General features: G+C 54.1%; 16 protein-coding genes. 10 read left to right on the forward strand and 6 right to left on the reverse strand.

The genetic code is table 11. The features are described from left to right. Positions 1 to 128: 128 nt before the first annotated feature. Positions 129 to 1187: a class I fructose-bisphosphate aldolase gene (locus BM040_RS08965; protein WP_092100204.1), complete on the reverse strand. Its 1059-nt coding sequence runs from the start codon at positions 1185 to 1187 to the stop codon at positions 129 to 131. A gap of 382 nt (positions 1188 to 1569) precedes the next feature. Here BM040_RS08965 and BM040_RS08970 point away from each other — a divergent pair, with 382 nt between their 5' ends. Then, the gene (locus BM040_RS08970) at positions 1570 to 2241 is read left to right on the forward strand and encodes a hypothetical protein (RefSeq protein WP_245756155.1); all 672 of its coding nucleotides are present in this window, start codon (positions 1570 to 1572) and stop codon (positions 2239 to 2241) included. 167 nt (positions 2242 to 2408) lie between these two features. Here the strand turns inward: BM040_RS08970 and BM040_RS08975 are convergent, their stop codons facing one another. The 3 genes from BM040_RS08975 to BM040_RS08985 form a co-directional block, all read right to left on the reverse strand. After that, entirely contained in the window at positions 2409 to 3428 is a 1020-nt protein-coding gene (locus tag BM040_RS08975; protein ID WP_092100206.1) for a M28 family peptidase, read from the reverse strand. Continuing rightward, positions 3418 to 4914, reverse strand: a complete 1497-nt coding sequence (gene cysS / locus BM040_RS08980; protein WP_092100208.1) for a cysteine--tRNA ligase — start codon at positions 4912 to 4914, stop codon at positions 3418 to 3420. Before cysS ends, BM040_RS08975 begins: the two co-directional genes overlap by 11 nt. Positions 4915 to 5021: 107 nt before the next feature. After that, a complete protein-coding gene (locus BM040_RS08985; protein WP_092100210.1) occupies positions 5022 to 6155 on the reverse strand; it encodes an endonuclease/exonuclease/phosphatase family protein in 1134 nt (377 codons plus the stop codon). A gap of 498 nt (positions 6156 to 6653) precedes the next feature. Here BM040_RS08985 and BM040_RS08990 point away from each other — a divergent pair, with 498 nt between their 5' ends. The 3 genes from BM040_RS08990 (at position 6654) to infB (ending at position 11542) form a co-directional block, all read left to right on the forward strand. After that, positions 6654 to 7127, forward strand: coding sequence for a ribosome maturation factor RimP (locus BM040_RS08990; protein ID WP_245756156.1), 474 nt, complete (start codon positions 6654 to 6656; stop codon positions 7125 to 7127). Positions 7128 to 7134: 7 nt separating this feature from the next. Continuing rightward, positions 7135 to 8388: a transcription termination factor NusA gene (gene nusA, locus BM040_RS08995; protein WP_092100212.1), complete on the forward strand. Its 1254-nt coding sequence runs from the start codon at positions 7135 to 7137 to the stop codon at positions 8386 to 8388. 121 nt (positions 8389 to 8509) lie between these two features. Beyond that, positions 8510 to 11542: a translation initiation factor IF-2 gene (gene infB / locus BM040_RS09000; protein WP_092100214.1), complete on the forward strand. Its 3033-nt coding sequence runs from the start codon at positions 8510 to 8512 to the stop codon at positions 11540 to 11542. A gap of 462 nt (positions 11543 to 12004) precedes the next feature. Here infB and BM040_RS09005 read toward each other — a convergent pair whose 3' ends face one another. Both BM040_RS09005 and BM040_RS09010 read right to left on the reverse strand, forming a co-directional pair. Then, positions 12005 to 12355, reverse strand: a complete 351-nt coding sequence (locus tag BM040_RS09005) for a hypothetical protein (RefSeq protein WP_092100216.1) — start codon at positions 12353 to 12355, stop codon at positions 12005 to 12007. A 92-nt stretch (positions 12356 to 12447) separates the two neighbouring features. Continuing rightward, positions 12448 to 13515, reverse strand: coding sequence for a DUF3078 domain-containing protein (locus tag BM040_RS09010; protein ID WP_245756157.1), 1068 nt, complete (start codon positions 13513 to 13515; stop codon positions 12448 to 12450). Positions 13516 to 13687: 172 nt separating this feature from the next. Here BM040_RS09010 and BM040_RS09015 point away from each other — a divergent pair, with 172 nt between their 5' ends. The 6 genes from BM040_RS09015 (at position 13688) to BM040_RS09040 (ending at position 20189) form a co-directional block, all read left to right on the forward strand. Then, entirely contained in the window at positions 13688 to 14470 is a 783-nt protein-coding gene (locus tag BM040_RS09015; RefSeq protein WP_092100380.1) for an enoyl-CoA hydratase/isomerase family protein, read from the forward strand. Between the two features lie 34 nt (positions 14471 to 14504). Next, positions 14505 to 16001 carry an oligosaccharide flippase family protein gene (locus BM040_RS09020; protein WP_092100218.1) on the forward strand — a complete coding sequence of 499 codons (1497 nt, stop codon included), beginning with the start codon at positions 14505 to 14507 and terminating at the stop codon, positions 15999 to 16001. 18 nt (positions 16002 to 16019) lie between these two features. Continuing rightward, the gene (gene dut, locus BM040_RS09025; RefSeq protein WP_092100382.1) at positions 16020 to 16469 is read left to right on the forward strand and encodes a dUTP diphosphatase; all 450 of its coding nucleotides are present in this window, start codon (positions 16020 to 16022) and stop codon (positions 16467 to 16469) included. A 209-nt stretch (positions 16470 to 16678) separates the two neighbouring features. Next, positions 16679 to 17686, forward strand: coding sequence for a sugar phosphate nucleotidyltransferase (locus BM040_RS09030; RefSeq protein WP_092100220.1), 1008 nt, complete (start codon positions 16679 to 16681; stop codon positions 17684 to 17686). A 3-nt stretch (positions 17687 to 17689) separates the two neighbouring features. Further along, positions 17690 to 19447 (forward strand): tetratricopeptide repeat protein, encoded by a 1758-nt coding sequence (locus BM040_RS09035; RefSeq protein ID WP_245756158.1) that lies wholly within the window; start codon positions 17690 to 17692, stop codon positions 19445 to 19447. Beyond that, complete coding sequence (locus BM040_RS09040) at positions 19440 to 20189, forward strand: lipoprotein insertase outer membrane protein LolB1 (protein WP_092100223.1); 750 nt, start codon at positions 19440 to 19442, stop codon at positions 20187 to 20189. Before BM040_RS09035 ends, BM040_RS09040 begins: the two co-directional genes overlap by 8 nt.

The following is a 20189-nucleotide window of genomic DNA, read 5'->3' on the forward strand; positions in this document are numbered from 1 at the left end:
ACATTTAAAGTTATGGCTATACTTTTGAGTTAAAGTATAAAATCAAAAAAGTGGCCTGCCCAGCCACCCAGGGGGTTTGGCAAAGGCAGGCCACAAAAATATGTAATAATCAGCAGTTCTGCTACAAATTACGCCAGTGTAATCTCATTTGCCAGGTACACGTCCTGAATGGCGTTCAGCAACTCCACACCGGCGTTCATGTCTTTCTGGAAAGCTTTGCGGCCTGAAATGAGCCCCATACCGCCGGCACGCTTGTTAATAACGGCCGTGCGCACGGCATCGGCCAGGTCAGAAGCGCCCTTCGACTCGCCACCGGAATTGATAAGGCCGGCGCGGCCCATGTAGCAGTTGGCCACCTGGTAGCGCGTCAGGTCAATGGGGTTGTCGGTGGTAAGCTCGGAGTACATTTTCTCGTTCGTCTTTCCGAAGCCAATAGCCTTGAAGCCACCGTTGTTCTCGGGCAGTTTCTGCTTGATGATGTCGGCCTGGATGGTAACGCCCAGGTAGTTGGCCTGGCCTGTCAGGTCGGCGGCTACGTGGTAGTCCACGCCGTCTTTCTTGAAGGCGTTGTTGCGAGTATAGCACCAAAGTATGGTGGCCATGCCCAGTTGGTGGGCCCGCTCAAAGGCCTCGGCCACCTCTATTATCTGCCGCGTAGACTCCTCCGAGCCAAAGTAGATGGTGGCGCCTACGGCAGCCGCGCCCAGGTTCCAGGCCTCATCCACAGAGCCGAACATGATCTGGTCATACTTGTTGGGGTAAGTCATCAACTCATTGTGGTTAATCTTTACCACAAACGGAATCTTGTGCGCATACTTTCGCGACATCATCGCCAGGTTGCCAAAGGTAGTGGCCACGGCGTTGCAGCCGCCCTCCAGAGCCAGTTTGATGATGTTCTCCGGGTCGAAGTAGATGGGGTTTGGGGCGAAAGAGGCGCCGGCGGTGTGCTCGATGCCCTGGTCTACGGGCAGGATGGACAGGTAGCCGGTGCCAGCCAGGCGGCCCGCGTTGAACAACTGCTGCAGGCTGCGCAGCACCTGCGGCGAACGGTTAGACTGCGCAAAGATGCGATCCACAAAGCCGGGGCCGGGTGCGTGCAGCTGCTCTTTGGAAATGGTCTGGCTCTGGTACTGCAGCAGGTTCTCTGCATCGGAGCCAAGCAGCGAAACGATTTTCTCGTAACTCATTTTGTTTTGATAGTTTTTGGGTAGAATGTAAGATGTAGAACTAAGTATAAATGATATTCACACAGGGTTGTTCTGAATCTACCAGAGCGGCAAAGCCTTTGCAGGCTTTGAACCGCGGTGTTTTCTATAGCGTGGCAGGCACCTTATTCTTGGTGACGCAGGCCGGGTGGCTTGCCCAAACCTATACTTCAACCGCCTGAAAAAGTTGTGCCCGAAACAGCAATTAGAACCTCCTTCACAGTCAAACCATCATGTCTTTCACCACTGCAAAAGTATAAAACATCATTAAATGTAAACACCTTATTTTATAGTTACACCTCGCTGGGCAAGCATCTAAACAAGAGCCGTACTCGTTATAAAGTATAAGTATAAAATTTTAGTAATGATGGAGTTAGGTGTTAGAAAAACAACCTGGAAGTATAACTTCCTGCTTGTACTTATACTTCTGCTTACCATGGTTTTATCGGGCTGTGCTCCCTCCACGCAAATAACCGGCACCTGGAAAAATCCTGAGGGAGGCGGCCAGGCTTATGACAAAATAATGGTGGTAGCCCTGACGGACAATGTGCGGGCAAGGCAGACGGTGGAAACCGACATGCAGGCGCAACTGCAGCAGCGGGGTATACAAGGCGCTAAAAGTATAGATATGTTTCCGCCGACCATGTCGCAGAAGGGAGGGCCGGATGTAAACCAGATACTCGATAAAGTGCGGGAGCAGCAGTATGACGCCATACTTACTGTGGCCCTGCTAGACGAGGAAACCGAAACCCGCTACGTGCCGGGCAGCTACGGCTATGCGCCCATCACGCGGTTTGGCTGGTATGGCAGGTTCAGGGGGTATTATACCTACTGGTACCCCACCATCTACGACCCCGGATATTACACCGAGCAGAAAACATACTTCCTGGAAACCAACCTCTACGATGTAGGAACTGAGCAACTGAAATGGTCGGCGCAAAGTGCGTCGCACAGCCCCTCCAGCCTGCGCAAGGCCTCCGTTACCCTGGCCGAGCTGACTGTTGGCAGGATGGCGCAGGACGGGCTGGTGCGCTAAGTATAGTTTGCTTTAACTAGCGAAAAAGAAAAAGCCCTTGCCTTTTAAAGTATAAGGCAAGGGCTTTTTGTAAGGTCAAAGTATAAGCCGGCTAGTCGTTACACGTTATTCATCGTCGAGTTTTCTCAACTCTCTAACTCCTCAACTCTTTAACTCTAAAACTCTCTCTATTCATTATACAGCACGTGCAACACGGTCTGGCCAACGGCTTTCAGAGTGTTTTTGCTGATGTTGTCCATCGTGTCGGTGTGGCGGTGGTGGTACGGACCAAAGATATCGCCGCTGCCGGCGTTCGGGTTCAGCTCCACGATGTCGATCATCCGAATTTTGCCGATGGTGTTGACATAGTAGTGGTCATCGGTAATAGCCGGGGCGTTCTGGTACTTAAAGTAATCCGAGTAACCGAGCCTGTTTCCGGCCTTCCATACTTTGTTCACCACCTCGTTGGCAAACTGCCTGGAGTATCCCTCGCGCGGGAAGCGGGCGTTCTCTGCCCCCACCATGTCCAGCAGGATGCCGAACTTGGCGCGGTAGTTGGCCACATGCTTGTTCTTGCTCCAGTACTGCGAGCCCAGGCACCAGGAGTCCTGCACGTACGGCATCGGGCTGTCGTCGGGCTGACCGTAGTCCTCCCCGTCGAAGAAGATCAGATCCACGCCCACATCGGGCTTTTGCTGGGCCTGCTGCAGGGTACGGGCGATTTCCAGCAGCACCCCTACCCCACTGCCTCCGTCGTTGGCTCCCTCTATGGGCTTGTCGGTATTGGTATCGTCCTTGTCGGCTACGGGGCGGGTATCCCAGTGGGCGGCCAACAGAATGCGGTTGGCGGCACCAGGGTTATAGGAGGCGATGATGTTGCGCAGGTTCAGCACGGTGCCGTCGTAGGCCTTCATCTGGAACTTCTGCTCCTGCACCTGGGCGCCGTACTCTTTCAGTCTGGCCACAATCCACTCGCCGGTTTGGTAGTGCGCCGCAGTGTTGGGCACACGGGGCCCGAAAGCCACCTGCTTGGCCACAAAGGCATAAGCCGAGTCAGCGTTAAAGTCAGGTGCCTGCACCATGGCGGCAGTTTCTTCCTCTTCCACCGCTGCCACCTGTCCCGTGCTTCCCTTCTCAGAAGAGTCGCAGCCGGTCAGGCAAAGGGTTCCGCAAAGCAACAGTGCCAGCATGTTCCGTTTATTCTTCATAAGCCCAGTCTATTCCTGTTTTCATGTCCTTGATTACGATGCCGTGTTGCTTGAGCTCCGCCCGGATGGCATCTACCTTGTCGTAGGCTTTCTGCTCCTTGGCCTCTTTGTAGAACGAGAGCACCAGGTTCAGCACCTCCTCTATGTCGCCTACCGATTCCTCTTTCAGCCCCAGCACATCCAGCACCAGCTCCTGGTACGTGTCGCGCATCAAATCGAAGGTGCCTCTGGAGAGTTGCCCCATGTTGATCTGGCCTAAGTACAGGCTGTTGATCTTTTTAAGCAGGTTAAACAGCGCTGCTATGGTTCTAGCGGTGTTCAAGTCGTCGTTCAGGCCGCGGAAGCACTCCTGCGCCAGCTTCTGCAGCTCCTCGTTCAGCTTCTCGTCCGGCACTGTCTCGGCGGTTTCTTCTGTATACTCCAACTTCTTGAGCACGCGCAGGCCGTTCATGAGCTTGGTGTAGCCCTTGCGCGCCGCCTGCAGCGCTTCGTTGCTGAAATCCAGCGTGCTGCGGTAGTGCGCCTGAAGTATAAAGAAGCGGATGGTCATGGGCGTGTAGGCCTGCTCCAGCATCGCGTGGTTGCCGCTGAAGAGCTCGCTCAGGTTGATAAAGTTGCCCAGCGACTTGCCCATCTTCTGCCCGTTCACCGTGATCATGTTGTTGTGGATCCAGTACTTGGCGGCGTCGGTGTGGCTGTGGCTGGCCTGGCTCTGCGCAATCTCGCACTCGTGGTGCGGGAACATCAGGTCCAGTCCGCCCCCATGGATATCGAAGGTGGTACCAAGGTACTTGCGGCTCATGGCCGAGCACTCCAGGTGCCAGCCCGGGAAGCCCTCGCTCCACGGCGAAGGCCAGCGCATGATGTGCGTCGGAGAGGCCTTCTTCCAAAGGGCAAAATCCAGTGGGGAGCGCTTCTCGCTCTGCCCCTCGGTGTCGCGGGTGTTGGCCATCAGATCCTCAATCACACGGCCCGATAGCTTGCCATACTTGTGCTCCTTGTTGTAAGAAGTCACGTCGAAGTATACCGAGCCGTTTACCTCATAGGCGTAGCCGTTGTCGAGTATCTCCTGTATCATCTGCACCTGCTCGATGATGTGGCCGGAGGCACGCGGCTCAATGTCGGGCTGCAGCATGTTGAGCTTGTCCATCTCCTGGTGGTAGATGTTGGTATAGTGCTGCACTACCTCCATCGGCTCCAGGTGCTCGAGCTTGGCCTTCTTCTGAATTTTGTCCTCCCCTTCGTCAGCGTCGTTCTCCAGGTGGCCCACATCAGTGATGTTGCGCACGTAGCGCACTTTATACCCCTGGTACTTCAGGTAGCGGTACAGCACATCGAAGGTAACGGCGCTGCGGGCATGGCCCAGGTGGGGCTCCCCGTAAACCGTCGGCCCGCACACATACATCCCCACAAACGGGGCGTGCAGCGGCTCAAACTCCTCTTTCTTTCGCGTAAGCGTATTATACAGGTTCAGTTTCTGTTGCATAGTTCTATAAGTATAGGCTCCCCTCAAGGGGCCGTACTTTATCAGGTACCGGCGCTATGGCCGATGGTGGTCCAAAATTACGAAATATTGCGCACCTTCTCCTAACGCTATTCCTCGCTCTTTGGCTTCAGTACGTAGGTGGCTGAGATGGGGAAGTGGTCGGAAAGCCCCATCTCGTAGTGCGTTTGGAAATTGTAAGCCTCCAGGCCCTGGCTGTAAAACTGGTTATCGATGCGCAGGAACGGGATCAGGCCGTTGTACGTGGCGCCCACGCCATTGCCAGCCTTTTCGTGGGAGTTCTGCAAAGCCTTTGCCAGCTCGTTGTAAGTATAGCTGAAGGGGATGTCGTTAAAGTCGCCGCACACAATGGCCGGATAAGGCGAGGCCTGCACATGCTCCAGCAGCTCCTGCACCTGCGCTGCCCGTGAGATGAAGCCACTCCGCAGGCGGCGCGCCAGGTTGCGGCTCTCCTTCTTAAAGCTCTCCTCGTTGCCGATGGCGGAATAAGTGTTCTCAATATCCTCCGCCTTAATGCTCATCGACTGCAGGTGCACGGCATACACCCTAACGGTATCGCCGTTCACGTTGATGTCAGCCCAGGCAGCTCGATTGGCACTGCGCTGGTGTGTATTGTCAAAGCGGATGGTGCCCCCCTCCACAATGGGGTACTTCGAGAAAATCACGATGCCTAAATCTGCCTTGACGCGATCCCCTACCGAGGTAGAGGCGAACTTATACCTGCCGTAACGCTCGCCGATGCGCTTGAAGTTGTTATACTCGATGGAGTTGACGCGGCTGTAGAACTCCTGCAGGCAAAACACATCGGCCGGGTGCTGGGCCACCCAATCTATCATGTCGGTGGATACCTGCGGCACGCCCTTCACAATCTTGTCGTAGGCGTTAAACACGTGCACGTTAAAGCTCATCACCTGCAGCGTCTTGGCGCCCTCGGGCACGTCCTTACCAAAGTTAATGGCCACCAGGCGGGCATAGTAATTCCAGCCAAGTATAAAGGCCGACAGCGGCAGCACCAGCAGCCAGGAGCGGCGCAGCACCCAGTAGATCAGGAACAGGAAGTTGAGCACCAGCGCCCCCGGGAGCGAAAAAGCCACAAAGCCGGCCGGCCAAAACGTGCTGGGCGGCACCTGCAGGCACAGCACACCCACCAGCATCCAGAGCACGACGAGGGTGTTAAGGGTGAGCCATACCCGCCTGCGTATATTTTTAAATGTTCCCGCCACAAGAGCAAACTTACAAATTCTGCGATTATGTATTCCTAGCCGCCCAACAGAATATCTGTATACTGTGCTAAACGGCCGCGACTGCCCTACCTACATGCCGGTACTCAGGACACAAGCATGAGCTCTGCCGCGCGCTTTCAGCCTGCGGGAGCCCTGCTTATACTTTCGCCAGCCGGAAGCGGGCCTCATGCAAAGCCATGAACTGGAAGCGCGCGGCAGGAAACCCCTGAGCACGGCCCAAAACTATACTTCTTCAGCAAGCGAACTAAAAGCGTACCTGCAAGTGTTTTGCAAGAAGGTCAGGTCTACGGCACATGCCGGGTACCGGATGCCAACACCAACCCTTATTGCCCCTGATGCGCGGCAATAATTTGCCTGGGAGATATCATCCCTACATAATTTGTTGTGTATATAATGAATTTGTAGTAAATTTGCAGTAATATTTCCAAGGAGCTGAGGGGACACGAAGTCCCCTTCTTTATTTCTTAACCGTTTGCAATGGCACTTACCGCAAAGAACATAAGAGAGATGGCCGAGGCGAGCCTGCCGGAGGGCGACCTGTTTATCGTTGACGTGGCGGTGTCGGACTCCCCGGCCCGGCCGAAGATCACGGTGCTGGCCGACGGCGAGCAGGGTATTACCATCGATCAGTGCGCCACCATCAGCCGCCGCATCAACGCCAAAATAGCCGAGGCCTATGGCGAGGAGCTGGCCTATGTGCTGGAGGTAAGCTCGCCTGGCGTGGATTTCCCGCTCACGCAGCCGCAGCAGTTTAAGCGCAACACGGGCCGTAGCCTGAAGGTGAAGCTGCAGGACGGAACCGAGAAAACCGGCAAGCTGGAGGAAGTAACCGACACCGGGCTTAACCTGATGGAGGAAGTAAAACAAAAAGGAAAAAAGGTAACGTATGTGCCTGTACAGATACCCTTCGGGGACATTGTAAAAGCAAATGTTGTAATCTCATTTAAATGATAAGATAATGAACAGTTCAGTCCTGATCGAGTCGTTCGCCGAATTTGCGAAATTCAAGAACATAGACCGCCCGACCATGATGCGCATCCTGGAAGATGTATTTCGCACCATGATCCGCAAGAAGTGGGGCACCGATGAGAACTTCGACATCATCCTCAACGTGGAGAAGGGAGACCTGGAGATCTGGCGCAACCGCGAGATCGTGGACGACAACTCCGAGGATATCTGGGACCACGATAAAATTGCCTTGTCGGATGCACGCAAGATTGAGCCGGACTTTGAAGTAGGCGAGGAAGTATCGGAGGAGGTGAAGCTGGAGGACTTTGGCCGCCGCGCCGTGCTGACTGCCCGCCAGACGCTGATCCAGCGTATCAAGGACATGGAGAAGGAACTGCTCTTCCAGAAGTATAAGGACCTGGTAGGTGAGATCATCTCCGGCGAAGTATACCAGGTGTGGAACCGCGAGGTGCTGCTGCTGGACCAGGAGGAGAACGAACTGCTTATCCCTAAAATGGAGCAGATCCCGAAAGACCGTTACCGCAAAGGCGACGTAGTAAGAGCCGTGGTGCAGCGCGTGGAGATCGTGAACGGAAACCCGAAAATCATTCTTTCGCGTACCTCTCCTACCTTCCTGGAGCGCCTGTTCGAGAACGAGGTTCCGGAGATTTTCGATGGCCTGATCGCCATTAAGAAAATCGTACGTGAGCCAGGCGAGCGCGCCAAGGTAGCCGTAGAGTCGTTTGACGACCGCATTGACCCGGTAGGTGCCTGCGTGGGCATGAAGGGCTCCCGTATTCACAGCATCGTGCGCGAGCTGGAGAACGAGAACATCGACGTGATCAACTACACAGAGAACCTGGAGCTATACATTCAGCGTGCCCTTAGCCCGGCTAAGATCAGCAGCATGAAGATCGACGAGGAGAACAGACGCGTATCTGTGTTCCTGAAGCCAGACCAGGTATCCCTGGCTATCGGCAAGGGCGGTCAGAACATCAAGCTGGCCAGCCGCCTGGTGGACATGGAGATCGACGTGTTCCGTGAGTCGGAGACTTACGAGGAGGATATCAGCCTGGAGGAATTCTCTGACGAGATTGAGGATTGGGTGATTGCAGAACTCCGTCGCATTGGCTTAGACACCGCGAAGAGTGTGCTGGCCATCACGAAGGAGGACCTGCTGCGCCGCACTGAGCTGGAGGAAGAAACCATCGACGATGTGCTCTCCATCCTCCGCGAAGAGTTGGAAGAAGAAGACAATCAATAGTTGTGAGTTGTGCTCCGTTGCGCTAATTTTGAAACATACTTGGCCCGGGGCACATCTTATACCTTAGAAATAAGGCAACTATACTTTAAATACGAATAACTTAGACAGCATATAGAACAAAATGGCAGAAGAAAAAACAAGGAGGCTTAAACAGGTTGCGACTACTTTAAACATTGGTACATCCACCATTGTGGATTACCTCTCTGCTAAAGGATTTGAGGTGGAAAACAAGCCTACCACCAAAATCACGGCAGAGCAGTTCGGTATGCTGGCTAAGGAGTTTGCTGCGTCCATGCAAGAGAAGCTGGAAGCAGAGGAAATCCATATTGGCAAAAAGCCGCAAACGAACCAGGTTGTTGAGTCGGAGCCTGCCCACGAGCCGAAGAAGCCAAGCGAGCCGGAGCAGGAGATCCTGATCAAGAACGCTAAAATGCCAGAGGCACCGGCAGCCCCTAAACAGGAGGAACCTGCTGCAGAACCTGCATCTAAACTTCCGGGTATAAAGGTGCTCGGCAAGATAGACCTGGATGCCAAGGGCAGACCTATACCAAAGCAACCAGAGCCAAAACCAGAGGCACCAAAGGCGGAGGAAAAACCAGCCCCTGTTCCAGTGCCGGAGGCACCTAAGGCTGAGGCGCCAGCCCAGCCAGTAGAAGAAGCCCCGAAACCGGAAGCCCCTGCTAAACAGCAGGAGCCAGTAGCCCCTGCCGCACCGGCCGCTGCTGCCCCTGAGGTGCCTGCCAAGCCTCAGCCAGAAGCGCCTGCGCCGCAGCCTGAGCCAGTTGCCGAAAAGCCGGCAGCCCCGGCGCCGGCGCCAGCACCTAAAGAGCCCGTAGCAGAGAAGGCGCCACAGCAACCGGCCGCACCTGCAGAGGCTAACAAAGGCACAGAAACAAAAGAAGATATAGAAACGATTACAGCAAAAGCAGACCAGTTAAAGGGTCTAACTGTACTTGGCAAGATTGAACTGCCAGTAGAGTCGCGCAGAAAAGGCGCCAAGCCTGTTGCCTCTTCCGATGACCGCAAGGGCAAGAAGAAGAAGCGCAAGCGCATTATGGTGGCTACCGAGGGTGGCCAGCAACCCGCAGCGGGGCAAGGTCAACACGGACCAGGACAGGGCCCGAACCGCCCTATTCAGCCTGCGCAGCAGCATGGTGGCCGACCAGACCACCGTGGCCCGCGCCCAGGAGGCCCTGGCAAGCCAGGCGGCAGGGGCAAGCCTGTCAGACCTGAGAAAACGGAGGTTTCCGATAAAGAAATCCAGGAGCAGATTAAAGCCACTCTTGCCAAACTGAGCGGTGGCAGAGGCCCAGGCGGAAACCGCGCCAAGTATCGCCGTGAGAAGCGTTCGGCCATTGCCGATGCCACGGAAGAGCGCCGTATGCAGGAGCAGGCGGAGTCCAAGACGCTGCGCGTAACCGAGTTCGTGTCAGCCAACGACCTGGCTGCCCTGATGGATGTGAGCGTAAACGACGTTATCAAGGTGTGTATGCAGCTGGGTATGTTCGTTTCGATTAACCAGCGTCTGGATGCGGAAGCGATTACCATCATTGCTGATGAGTTTGGCTACTCTGTAGAATTTATCACTACCGAGGAAGAGCAGGCCCTGGAGGAAATGGCGGAAGAAAACGAGGAGGATCTGGAAGAGCGTGCGCCAATCGTGACTATCATGGGTCACGTTGACCACGGTAAAACCTCCTTGCTTGACTACATCCGTAACGCGAACGTAACAGCTGGCGAAGCCGGCGGTATCACACAGCACATCGGTGCCTACAAGGTGAAAACCGAGAGTGGTAAAACCGTTACGTTCCTCGATACACCTGGTCACGAAGCCTTTACCGCGATGCGTGCCCGTGGTGCCAAGATTACGGATGTTGTTATTATTGTGGTAGCTGCCGACGACTCGGTGATGCCGCAGACAAAAGAAGCGATAAACCACGCGCAGGCGGCCGGCGTGCCGATTATTATTGCGCTGAACAAAATTGATAAGCCTACTGCCAACCCGGACAAAGTTCGTGAGGAGCTTGCCCAACTGAACATTCTGGTGGAAGAGTGGGGTGGTAAGTACCAGTCGCAGGAAGTATCCGCGAAAACTGGTTTAGGTATTCCAGACCTGTTGGAGAAAGTATTGCTGGAGGCTGAATTACTGGAGCTGAAGGCTAACCCGGACCGCCAGGCAGTAGGTACCGTAATCGAGGCCTCTCTTGACAAAGGTCGTGGTTACGTAGCTACGATGCTGGTGCAAACTGGAACGCTGCGAATAGGCGATGTGGTTCTGGCCGGCTCCCACTACGGTAGGGTGAAGGCGATGACTGACCACCGTGGCCGCAAAATGAAGGAGGCCGGCCCATCTACGCCGGTGCAGTTGCTAGGTCTGGACGGTGCGCCGCAGGCCGGTGACAAGTTCCTGGTGATGGACTCCGAGCGTGAGGCCCGCGAAATTGCCTCTAACCGTTCTCAGGTTCAGCGCGAGCAAAGCCTGCGTACCCGTAAGCACATCACGCTGGATGAGATTGGTCGTCGACTGGCCATCGGTACCTTTAAGGAACTGAACGTAATCGTGAAAGGTGACGTGGACGGCTCGGTAGAGGCCCTTTCGGACTCCTTGCTGAAGCTTTCTACGAACGAGGTGCAGGTAAACATCATCGGCAAAGGGGTGGGTGCCATCTCCGAGTCTGACGTGCTGCTTGCCTCGGCTTCGGATGCTATCATCATCGGCTTCCAGGTTCGTCCTTCGGCCAACGCCCGCAGGCTGGCAGAGCAGGAGCAAATTGACGTGCGCCTGTACTCTATCATCTACGACGCGATTAACGAGGTGAAGGATGCCATGGAAGGTATGCTTGCCCCTACCCTGAAGGAGGAAATCACTGGTAACGTAGAGGTACGTGAGGTGTTCCGCATCAGCAAGGTGGGTACTATCGCCGGCTGTATGGTGACAGACGGAACCATTCAGCGTAACGCGAAGGTGCGCCTGGTACGCGACGGCATCGTAGTACACGATGGCGAGATACTGGCCCTGAAGCGCTTCAAAGACGACGTGGCTGAGGTAAGACAAGGCTACGAGTGCGGTATCAGCCTGAGAGGATACAACGACATTCAGGTGGGTGACGTGATTGAAGCCTACGTGGAGAAAGAAGTGAAGCGTACGCTGTAAGTATAGCAGCGTTTTTAAGCATAAAAACAGCCCCGGCAACCTGATGGTAGCCGGGGCTGTTTTGCTTTTAGGCCAAAGTACAGAACTCATCCATACTCTACAACTTTCCCTAAAAGAAGTATCGCTATTGCAATGACGTGCACTGCCGGAAAAGTGCCTGTTAGGATACGCAGCAAGTATAAAAGTATGAGTGGAAGTATAAAGTATAACAAGGCAGTTGATGGTATAGCTGAACTTTATACTTTATGGAGCAAGAGATGTGAGTTATACTTCCCCAGCATTTGCAACTTTCTACCCTCACTGCAGGAAACACCTTATTATACTTTGCAGGGGTAGCTGGTTGTATACTTTACAGGGTTAGAACGAAGAGTTCTAAAGTAGAGCAATCAGCGTTAAATGAGAAAGGGCCGCCCTGTGAGGCAGCCCTTTTATACTTATACTTGCTGTGTACCTTTTACGGTATTAATTGCTTGGTCCTTTCAACAAGCCCATGCGCTTGAGCCTGTTTCTGTCCTGCTTGCGCTTTTTCATCATCTTGTCTTCTTTCTTCAAGATGGCCTTCATGCGCTTGCTGTTGGCGATTTTTCGCTTCGCAAAGCTTGAGCGGGTGTCGGTTTCGTAGGTATTGTAGCGTGTATCCAGGCCACTGGCGCGGCGGCCAACGGCATCCGTGGAGGCACCCTTGGTTTCGGCCTTGGCAGTACCCCAATATTCGTCTTTCCCGCTGTCACTGCTCAGGGATGATTGCGCTTTGGACTCCGACGCGAAAAGTACAAATCCAAGGATAAACAGCAAAGGGATTAGTTTCTTCATAACAGCTTGCTAATGTTCTGTGTATACAACGTAAACACTGCCTAAAAGTATACAATTTCAGTTAAACGTATAGCTGTAAAAGAAAATTCCGTTTATTTAAATTTGTAGGAGATGCCAATGCCCAGCGTCTGCTTTAGCTGAAGGCGCGGGCCGCGGCCGTCAACTTTATCATCGCCATCGCGGTCCACGTCTATTTTTGTGTCGTCGTCATAGATGATGTGTGCAAACAAGCTTGCCGACACGACCTTGTTGACCTTAAAGTTCACCAAGTTCTCCCAGTTCACATCCACATTCTCCGGAGAGCGCAGATAGTTGGAGAACATATCCAGCTTGGACTGCAGTGTGATGTTCTTGAAGATCTCGTTCTTGTAACGCACGTTTACGTAACCACCAAACTCCCTTCGGATGCGCTTTCCGGTGCCGGGGATGATGTTGCCCTCGGCATCTTTCCGGGCAGGCTCCACGCCAAACATGCCCTTGTCGGCCAGGCGCTGCTCCTTTACCACGGTCATCTTGCCTGTAAACGGCGAAATAAACACCGATAGCTTGTCGTTTGGCTTGTAGTCCATACCCAAAGAGGCCAGTATGGATGCCGGCGAGAAAAAGCCCGACCGCAGCGTGTCGCGCGTAATGGTATAGGTGGGCGTGAGCTGCGTTTTGATGTTCAGCTGCCCGGTATAAAACCAGCGCTTAGAGGCGCGGAAGCCATACTTTAGGTTAAGCTCCATGCGGTCATCGCTCTTCTGCACGCGCTTGCCCTCCAGTTTCACCAGGCCGTAGGTTAGGTCCACGGAGTTGTTCCAGGTGTGCTTGCCCTGTACGTAGTTGGCATACAGGTTGGCGTTGCCCAGCACAGACACCGTGTTCTGGCCGCCCGCCGCCCAGTTGGAAAGGCTCACCTGGCTGAAGTTGACAGTGCCAATCCCGCCAAAGTCCCAGATGTTAGGCTCCGTTGGCGCCACGACAGGCACTACCGCGATGGGATATTTGGGGACGGCAGGTATAACAAAAGGTACCTTATCGGCAGGAGGAAGTATAAATGCAGGGCGCCTCGGGGCCAGCGGCACCATCTCCCCCCTCTGCGCTACAGCGCCTAGGGAAAGTACTGAAAGTATAAGGGTAAAAATAACTGTGAAAGGGCGGCGAGAAGAAAAAAGCATGATGAAAAATACACTGAGATTGCAAAACAACAGGAGCTGCAGCACCGCGCACGGTTACATGGCTAAAGCGCGCTCCGACGGACATCCAGGGACACGGCTGTTCCCAATTGAACTAAATCCTTATATTTGTGGCAAAGAAAAAAGATTCTGTTAAGAATTGAAAACTACACTTATGGCAATATACGAAAACCTACTGCTAGACCAGCAAAACGGCATACTCTTCATCACCATAAACCGCGCCGACAAAATGAACGCGCTCAACATCGAGACTATCCGGGAAATCCGGAACGCGATGCAGCAGGTGTATGACGATGCCAGCATTAAAGGAGCCATTATAACAGGAGCCGGACCCAAAGCGTTCGTGGCTGGCGCCGATATAACCGAAATTGCTGAGCTGAGCGAGGTGACGGCCCGAAGCTTTGCCGAGCGCGGGCAGGAGGTTTTTGCCATGATAGAGCGCAGCAACAAACCCGTGATTGCCGCTGTAAACGGCTTTGCCCTGGGGGGCGGCTGCGAGCTGGCCATGGCCTGCCACATCCGTGTGGCCGCCGAAAATGCGCGATTCGGGCAACCGGAAGTAAACCTGGGCCTGATACCGGGCTACGGCGGCACCCAGCGCCTGACCCAGCTGATAGGCAAAGGCAAGGCCATGGAGCTGATGATGACCGCAGACATGATTAACGCGCAGGAGGCACTGCAGCTTGGCCTGGTAAACCACGTAGTGCCACAGGAGCAGCTGATGGCCAAGTGCGCCGAGATTATGGAGAAGATTATGAGCAAGGCGCCGCTGGCTGTTGGTTTGGTGATAGAGTGCGTAAACGCCGTGTTCAACAACGACGAGGATGGCTACCAGACAGAGGCCAACGCCTTTGCACGCTGCTGCACCTCCGAGGATTTTGTGGAAGGCACCAGCGCCTTTATAGAGAAGCGCAAAGCCAACTTCACCGGAAACTAAGTATAAGCCCCTACCCGGCCCCGAAACAGATAGCATGAGTATAGCCAAGAAATTGGTCGGGCAAACTGCTGCCTACGGTTTAAGCAGTATCGTTGGCAGAGCCTTAAATTACCTGCTGGTTCCCGTCTACACCTCGGTGTTCCTGCCGGCGGAGTATGGCGTGGTGTCGTACCTCTATGCCTTTGTCGGCTTTTTTAACATACTCTACACGTATGGTATGGAGACCGCCTTTTTCCGGTATGCCAACAAGCCCGACGCAGACCAGAAAAAGCTTTACAGGCAGGTGCTCAGCCTCATCATCAGCTCCAGCGTGGCTTTTACGGCCATCCTTATACTTGCCTCGGGCGCCATTGCCGACTACAAGGGTTACTCGCAGCAGGAGCAGAACTACATTATCTGGCTGGCGCTCATATTGGCCATCGATGCCATTGTGGCCATACCCTTTGCCTGGCTCCGGCTGCAGAACAAGGCAGTCAAGTTCGCCTCCATCAAGCTGGCAAACATCCTTATCACCGTAGGGGCCAACCTGTTCTTCCTGGTCATCTGCCGCAACATCTACGAGGGGCAGTACCTGCAGGGGCTGCAGCCGCTGGTGTCGCAAGTCTACGACCCGGACTTTGGCATCGGCTACATCTTCCTGATTAATTTGGTGGCCAACGCGCTGCTCATTCCCATGCTGTGGCGCGAGTTCAGCATCTTCCGCTTTGAGCTGAACAAGAAGCTGCTGCACCCGATGCTGGTGTACGCCTACCCGCTGCTGTTTATGGGCATGGCCGGCATGGTGAACGAGGTGATAGACCGTATACTTCTGGAGGAGTGGTTGCCTGAGGGCTTTTACCCGCAGCACAGCAACGAGGCCGTGGTGGGTATCTATAGTGCCTGCTACAAGCTCTCCATCTTCATGACGCTGGCCATACAGGCCTTCCGCTATGCCGCCGAGCCGTTCTTCTTCTCCCAGGCCCAGGACAAGAACTCTCCGCAGACCTTTGCCCTCATCATGAAGTGGTTTGTGATTGCCTGTGCCTTCATCTTCCTCTTCATCTCGGCCAACCTGGAGGATTTTGCGCTTTTCCTGCGCAGCGCGGCTTACCGCGAAGGCATCATGGTAGTGCCGGTGCTGCTGCTGGCCAACCTGTTTTTGGGCGTGTACTATAACCTGTCGGTGTGGTTCAAGCTAACCGACAAGACAAAGTATGGCACCTACATCAGCTTCGGCGGCGCGGCCGTGACCATACTTTTCAACCTGTTGCTCATACCTGTACTTGGCTACATGGGCTCTGCCATCGCCACGCTTATCTGCTACGCAAGTATGGCCGCCGTTAGCTACGTGCTGGGGCAGCGACACTACCCTATCCCCTACCCTACAAAAACCATCATGGCCTATGTGCTGCTGGCGGTGGGGCTGGTGTGGCTGGCCCTAGGGGTTGAGATAGAGGACTTCTGGCTGCGGCACGCCTACCACCTGGGTATTTGCGCGGCCTTCCTGCTGATAGTATGGCTGCGGGAGCGCTCCCGCTTCCTAAAAATTTAATCTGTATATTTAAGAATGATGAACAACAAGAACCTTCCCGTTAACGTCATAAATCAATCCAAGCATGCGTTGCCGGGCTACCAAACCATACACTCCGCCGGCATGGATTTGCGGGCAAACCTGGAAGCCCCTGTTACGTTGAAGCCACTACAGCGTGCGCTCATCCCGACGGGCCTCTTCATCGAGCTGCCGGAGGGGCACGAGGCGCAGATCCGCCCGAGAAGCGGCCTGGCCTACAAACACGGTATCTCCATCGTGAACAGCCCGGGCACCATCGATGCTGATTACCGGGGCGAGATAAAAGTGCTGCTCGTAAACCTATCGGACCAGGACTTTGTGGTGGAAGACGGAGAGCGCATCGCCCAGATGATCGTGGCCAAGTATGAGCGCGTGGAGTGGCGACAAGCCGAAACCCTGACAGACACTGAGCGCGGCGCAGGCGGCTACGGAAGCACGGGAGTTAAGTAGTTATCAGTTGTTAGTTAATGGTTATTAGGGAAAATACCACTTCATCCTCATACTATGGGAATACCTAAAGTATAAAGTATGACAGCACTAACTACTAACAACGAGTAACTAACAACTAACAACGAATAACGAGCAACGAATAACGAACACCTAATAACTGCAGCAAAGGGCTGTGGATCAACTATAAAAACCAGATACAAAAAACAGCTATGAGGATTATTATACCGATGGCCGGAATGGGCAAGCGCATGCGCCCACACACACTTACAGTTCCGAAACCGCTTATTCCTATCGCGGGCAAGCCGATTGTGCAGCGCCTGGTAGAGGATATCGCCAAAGTATGCCACGAGCCTATTGAGGAGGTGGCCTTCATTATCGGGCACTTCGGAGAGCAAGTGGAGAACGACCTGAAGGAAATCGCCACCAAGATTGGGGCGAAAGGGAGCATCCATTACCAGGAGGAAGCGCTGGGCACCGCCCACGCCATACTTTGCGCGCAAGAAGCGCTGGAGGGCAAAGTAGTGGTAGCCTTCGCCGACACGCTTTTCAAAGCCGACTTCCAGCTCGACACCAACGCCGATGGCACCATTTGGGTGCAGCGCGTGGAGGACCCGCGCCCGTTCGGTGTTATCAAACTGAATGAGCAGAACGAGATTACCGACTTTGTGGAGAAGCCTGAGCACTTTGTGTCTGACCTGGCCATTATCGGTATTTACTATTTCCGCGACGGCGCCTACCTGCGCGACGAGCTGCAGTACCTGCTTGACAACAACATCAAGGACAAAGGCGAGTTCCAGCTGACCAACGCCCTGGAGAACATGAAGAACAAGGGCACCAGGTTTATACCTGCCGTTATCTCAGAGTGGCTCGACTGCGGAAATAAAAACGCAACTGTTTATACTAATCAACGCTATTTAGAGTATATAAAGGATGAAGAAGGCCTGGTGGCCTCGTCGGCAAAGCTGGAGAACGCAGTGATTATCCCGCCTGTATACATTGGCGAAAACGCCCAGATCACCAACTCGGTGGTTGGCCCGCATGTGTCGGTAGGCAACGGTACAAGCATCGTGAACTCCGTGGTGAGCAACTCCATCATCCAGGAGAACACCACCCTCAAAAATGGCAATGTTGCAAACTCTATGCTCGGCAACTATGTTGTGTATGAGGGACGTCCGTCCGACCTGAGCCTCGGCGACTACAATACACTTGCGGAGTAACACATGACTACATTCAGAAACCTTATACTTGCCACCTGCTGCCTGGCCTTGTTAGCTACAGGCGAGAGCGCGGCGCAATCCTCTAAAAAGAAGAAGGCCAAAGCCAAACAGGAGGCCCCGGCACCGCCAGTACAGGTGCTGAGCGAGCGCGACAAGCAGATAAGCGAGGCGATGTTTCTGGATGGGATGAAATATTTTGTGCTGGAGGACTATCAACAAGCCCTCCAGCTTTTTCAAAAAGCCTACACCATTACCCCCAACAACGCCGCCCTGAACTACAAGATCGGCGAAACATACCTGCAGATGGGGCAGGCCAAGCTGGCCATGCCCTTTGCGCAGGCAGCCGTGAAGCTGGAGAAATCAAACGCCTATTATTACCTGTTGCTGGCCCAGCTCCACACCGAGCAGCAACAGTACGATTCCGCTGCCCAGGCCTTCAACGACCTGCTGGCCAACGTGCCCAACTCCAACGAGTACCTCTTCAACCTGGCTGATTTATACTTGTCGCAGTCTAGGTATGAGGATGCACTGAAGACTTACGACCGCATTGAGAAGGAATTCGGAGAAATGGAGCAGCTGCTGGTAAACCGCCAGCAGATATACCTGCGCCAGAAAAACGTGGACAAGGCCATTGCCGAGGGCGAGAAGCTCTTGAAGGCCTACCCTACCGAGATACGCTATTTCCTGGCACAGGCAGAGCTCTATAACGCCGCCCGCCGCACCGACGATGCCGTAAACACGCTGAACCGGGCCCTGCGCCTGGAGCCGGGCAATGCCTTCGCCCACCTCATGCTCTCCGACCTATACCGCCAGAAAGGCAACCCGGAAGAATCGGAGCGCCAGGTAAAAATGGCCTTTTCAAGCTCTGAGCTGGATATCGACACGAAAGTGCGTATTCTGGTTGACTTTATCCGCCAGTTGCCCAACCCGCAGCTAGAGGCTGTGGCCCTGGAGTTGGTAGACCTGACGATTGAGAAGCACCCGGAGGAAGCCAAAGCCTACGCTGTTGCCGCCGACCTGCAAACCATCGTGGGTAAAAAGCAGATCGCCCGCGACAATTACCTGAAGGCCGTGAAGCTGGACGATTCGCACTTTAAAATCTGGCAACAGATAGTGCTGCTGGATGCCGAGCTGGAAGAACCTGCCGCCATGGTAAAACATGCTGAGCAAGCTCTGGAGCTGTTTCCGAACCAGGCCGTTTTCTGGTTCTACAGCGGCACCGGCCACCTGATCGAGAAAAATTATGAGAAGGCCATAAAGGCACTCGAGTATGGCAAGCGCCTCTCTGTTAGCGAGCCCGAACTGGTGATGCAGTTTAACATGCAGCTGGGAGATGGCTACAACTTCCTGAAGGAGTATGCCAAGTCGGACGCAGCCTATGAGGCCGTGCTGGCCCAGGACACCAACAACGAGCACGTGCTCAACAACTACAGCTATTTCCTGTCGGTTCGTGGCGAGAAGCTCGAGAAGGCCCGGGAAATGTCAGAGCGCCTGGTGAAGCAGCACCCCACTAACCCTACTTACCTGGATACTTATGCCTGGGTGCTTTATAAACTCGGTAATTACACCGATGCCCGCAAGTACCTGGAGCAGGCCGTAGCCATTTCTGATGACGCCACCATTGTGGAGCATTACGGTGATGTGCTGTACAAACTGGGCAAGAAAGAAGAAGCCGTAAGTCAGTGGCAAAAAGCCAAGCTTAAGGGCGAAGCCTCCGCCTTTATCGACAGAAAGATAAAAGAGAAAAAACTTTATGAATAAGCATTTAATGCTTTTCCTGTGCAGCCTGCTGTTACTGGCAAGCTGTAAGAAAGAAACTGTACCTACCTCCGCCTCTGCCACTACTACCACCGTTGGTGCCGTTAAAGTAGACAACCTCGATTTCGCGTACCTCAGCAGCAAGGCGCAGATTACCCTGAACGACAACAACGACAACCTCTCCTCCGGCGTCAGCATCAGGATGCAGAAGGACAGTGTTATCTGGATGTCGGTTCTTCCCGGATTGGGAATAGAGGCCGCCAGGTTGATGCTCACGCAGGACTCAGTATACTTTATGAACCGCCTTAAGAAGGAGTATGCCGCCACAGACTACCGCTTCCTGCGCAGCAAGCTGCAGGTGGACGTAAGCTACGATGTGCTGCAGGCCATACTTCTGGGCAACTACCAAACCCTGGGCTCAGAGAAAGTAATGGCCCAGGACAACAGCCACCATATACAGCAGCAGCGCCAGAACCTCACGCTCGACTACTTCATCAGCAACCTGAACAACAAGCTGCAGCAGCTCAATGCCCGCGATGTGAACACAGGCAATACCATCACAGTAAAGTATAACAGCTTTGCCCCGATCGGGCAGGTACCCTTTGCCCATGAGCTGGTGGCCCAGGTGCTACAGAAAGGCCAGGTATCGGATTTCACACTGAAACACAGCCGTATCACCGTTTCCGAGGAGCCGCTGACCTTTCCGTTTGCCGTCCCCACCGACTACACGCGCCTCACCTTTTAA

Source organism: Pontibacter chinhatensis (assembly GCF_900113285.1).
GTDB lineage: Bacteria > Bacteroidota > Bacteroidia > Cytophagales > Hymenobacteraceae > Pontibacter > Pontibacter chinhatensis.

Coding starts and splice junctions, on each gene's coding strand:
- BM040_RS08965 (WP_092100204.1), bottom strand. CDS start 1,187: ATGAGTTACGAGAAAATCGTTTCGCTGCTTGGCTCCGATGCAGAGAAC.
- BM040_RS08970 (WP_245756155.1), top strand. CDS start 1,570: ATGATGGAGTTAGGTGTTAGAAAAACAACCTGGAAGTATAACTTCCTG.
- BM040_RS08975 (WP_092100206.1), bottom strand. CDS start 3,428: ATGAAGAATAAACGGAACATGCTGGCACTGTTGCTTTGCGGAACCCTT.
- cysS (WP_092100208.1), bottom strand. CDS start 4,914: ATGCAACAGAAACTGAACCTGTATAATACGCTTACGCGAAAGAAAGAG.
- BM040_RS08990 (WP_245756156.1), top strand. CDS start 6,654: ATGGCACTTACCGCAAAGAACATAAGAGAGATGGCCGAGGCGAGCCTG.
- nusA (WP_092100212.1), top strand. CDS start 7,135: ATGAACAGTTCAGTCCTGATCGAGTCGTTCGCCGAATTTGCGAAATTC.
- infB (WP_092100214.1), top strand. CDS start 8,510: ATGGCAGAAGAAAAAACAAGGAGGCTTAAACAGGTTGCGACTACTTTA.
- BM040_RS09005 (WP_092100216.1), bottom strand. CDS start 12,355: ATGAAGAAACTAATCCCTTTGCTGTTTATCCTTGGATTTGTACTTTTC.
- BM040_RS09010 (WP_245756157.1), bottom strand. CDS start 13,515: ATGCTTTTTTCTTCTCGCCGCCCTTTCACAGTTATTTTTACCCTTATA.
- BM040_RS09015 (WP_092100380.1), top strand. CDS start 13,688: ATGGCAATATACGAAAACCTACTGCTAGACCAGCAAAACGGCATACTC.
- BM040_RS09020 (WP_092100218.1), top strand. CDS start 14,505: ATGAGTATAGCCAAGAAATTGGTCGGGCAAACTGCTGCCTACGGTTTA.
- dut (WP_092100382.1), top strand. CDS start 16,020: ATGAACAACAAGAACCTTCCCGTTAACGTCATAAATCAATCCAAGCAT.
- BM040_RS09030 (WP_092100220.1), top strand. CDS start 16,679: ATGAGGATTATTATACCGATGGCCGGAATGGGCAAGCGCATGCGCCCA.
- BM040_RS09035 (WP_245756158.1), top strand. CDS start 17,690: ATGACTACATTCAGAAACCTTATACTTGCCACCTGCTGCCTGGCCTTG.
- BM040_RS09040 (WP_092100223.1), top strand. CDS start 19,440: ATGAATAAGCATTTAATGCTTTTCCTGTGCAGCCTGCTGTTACTGGCA.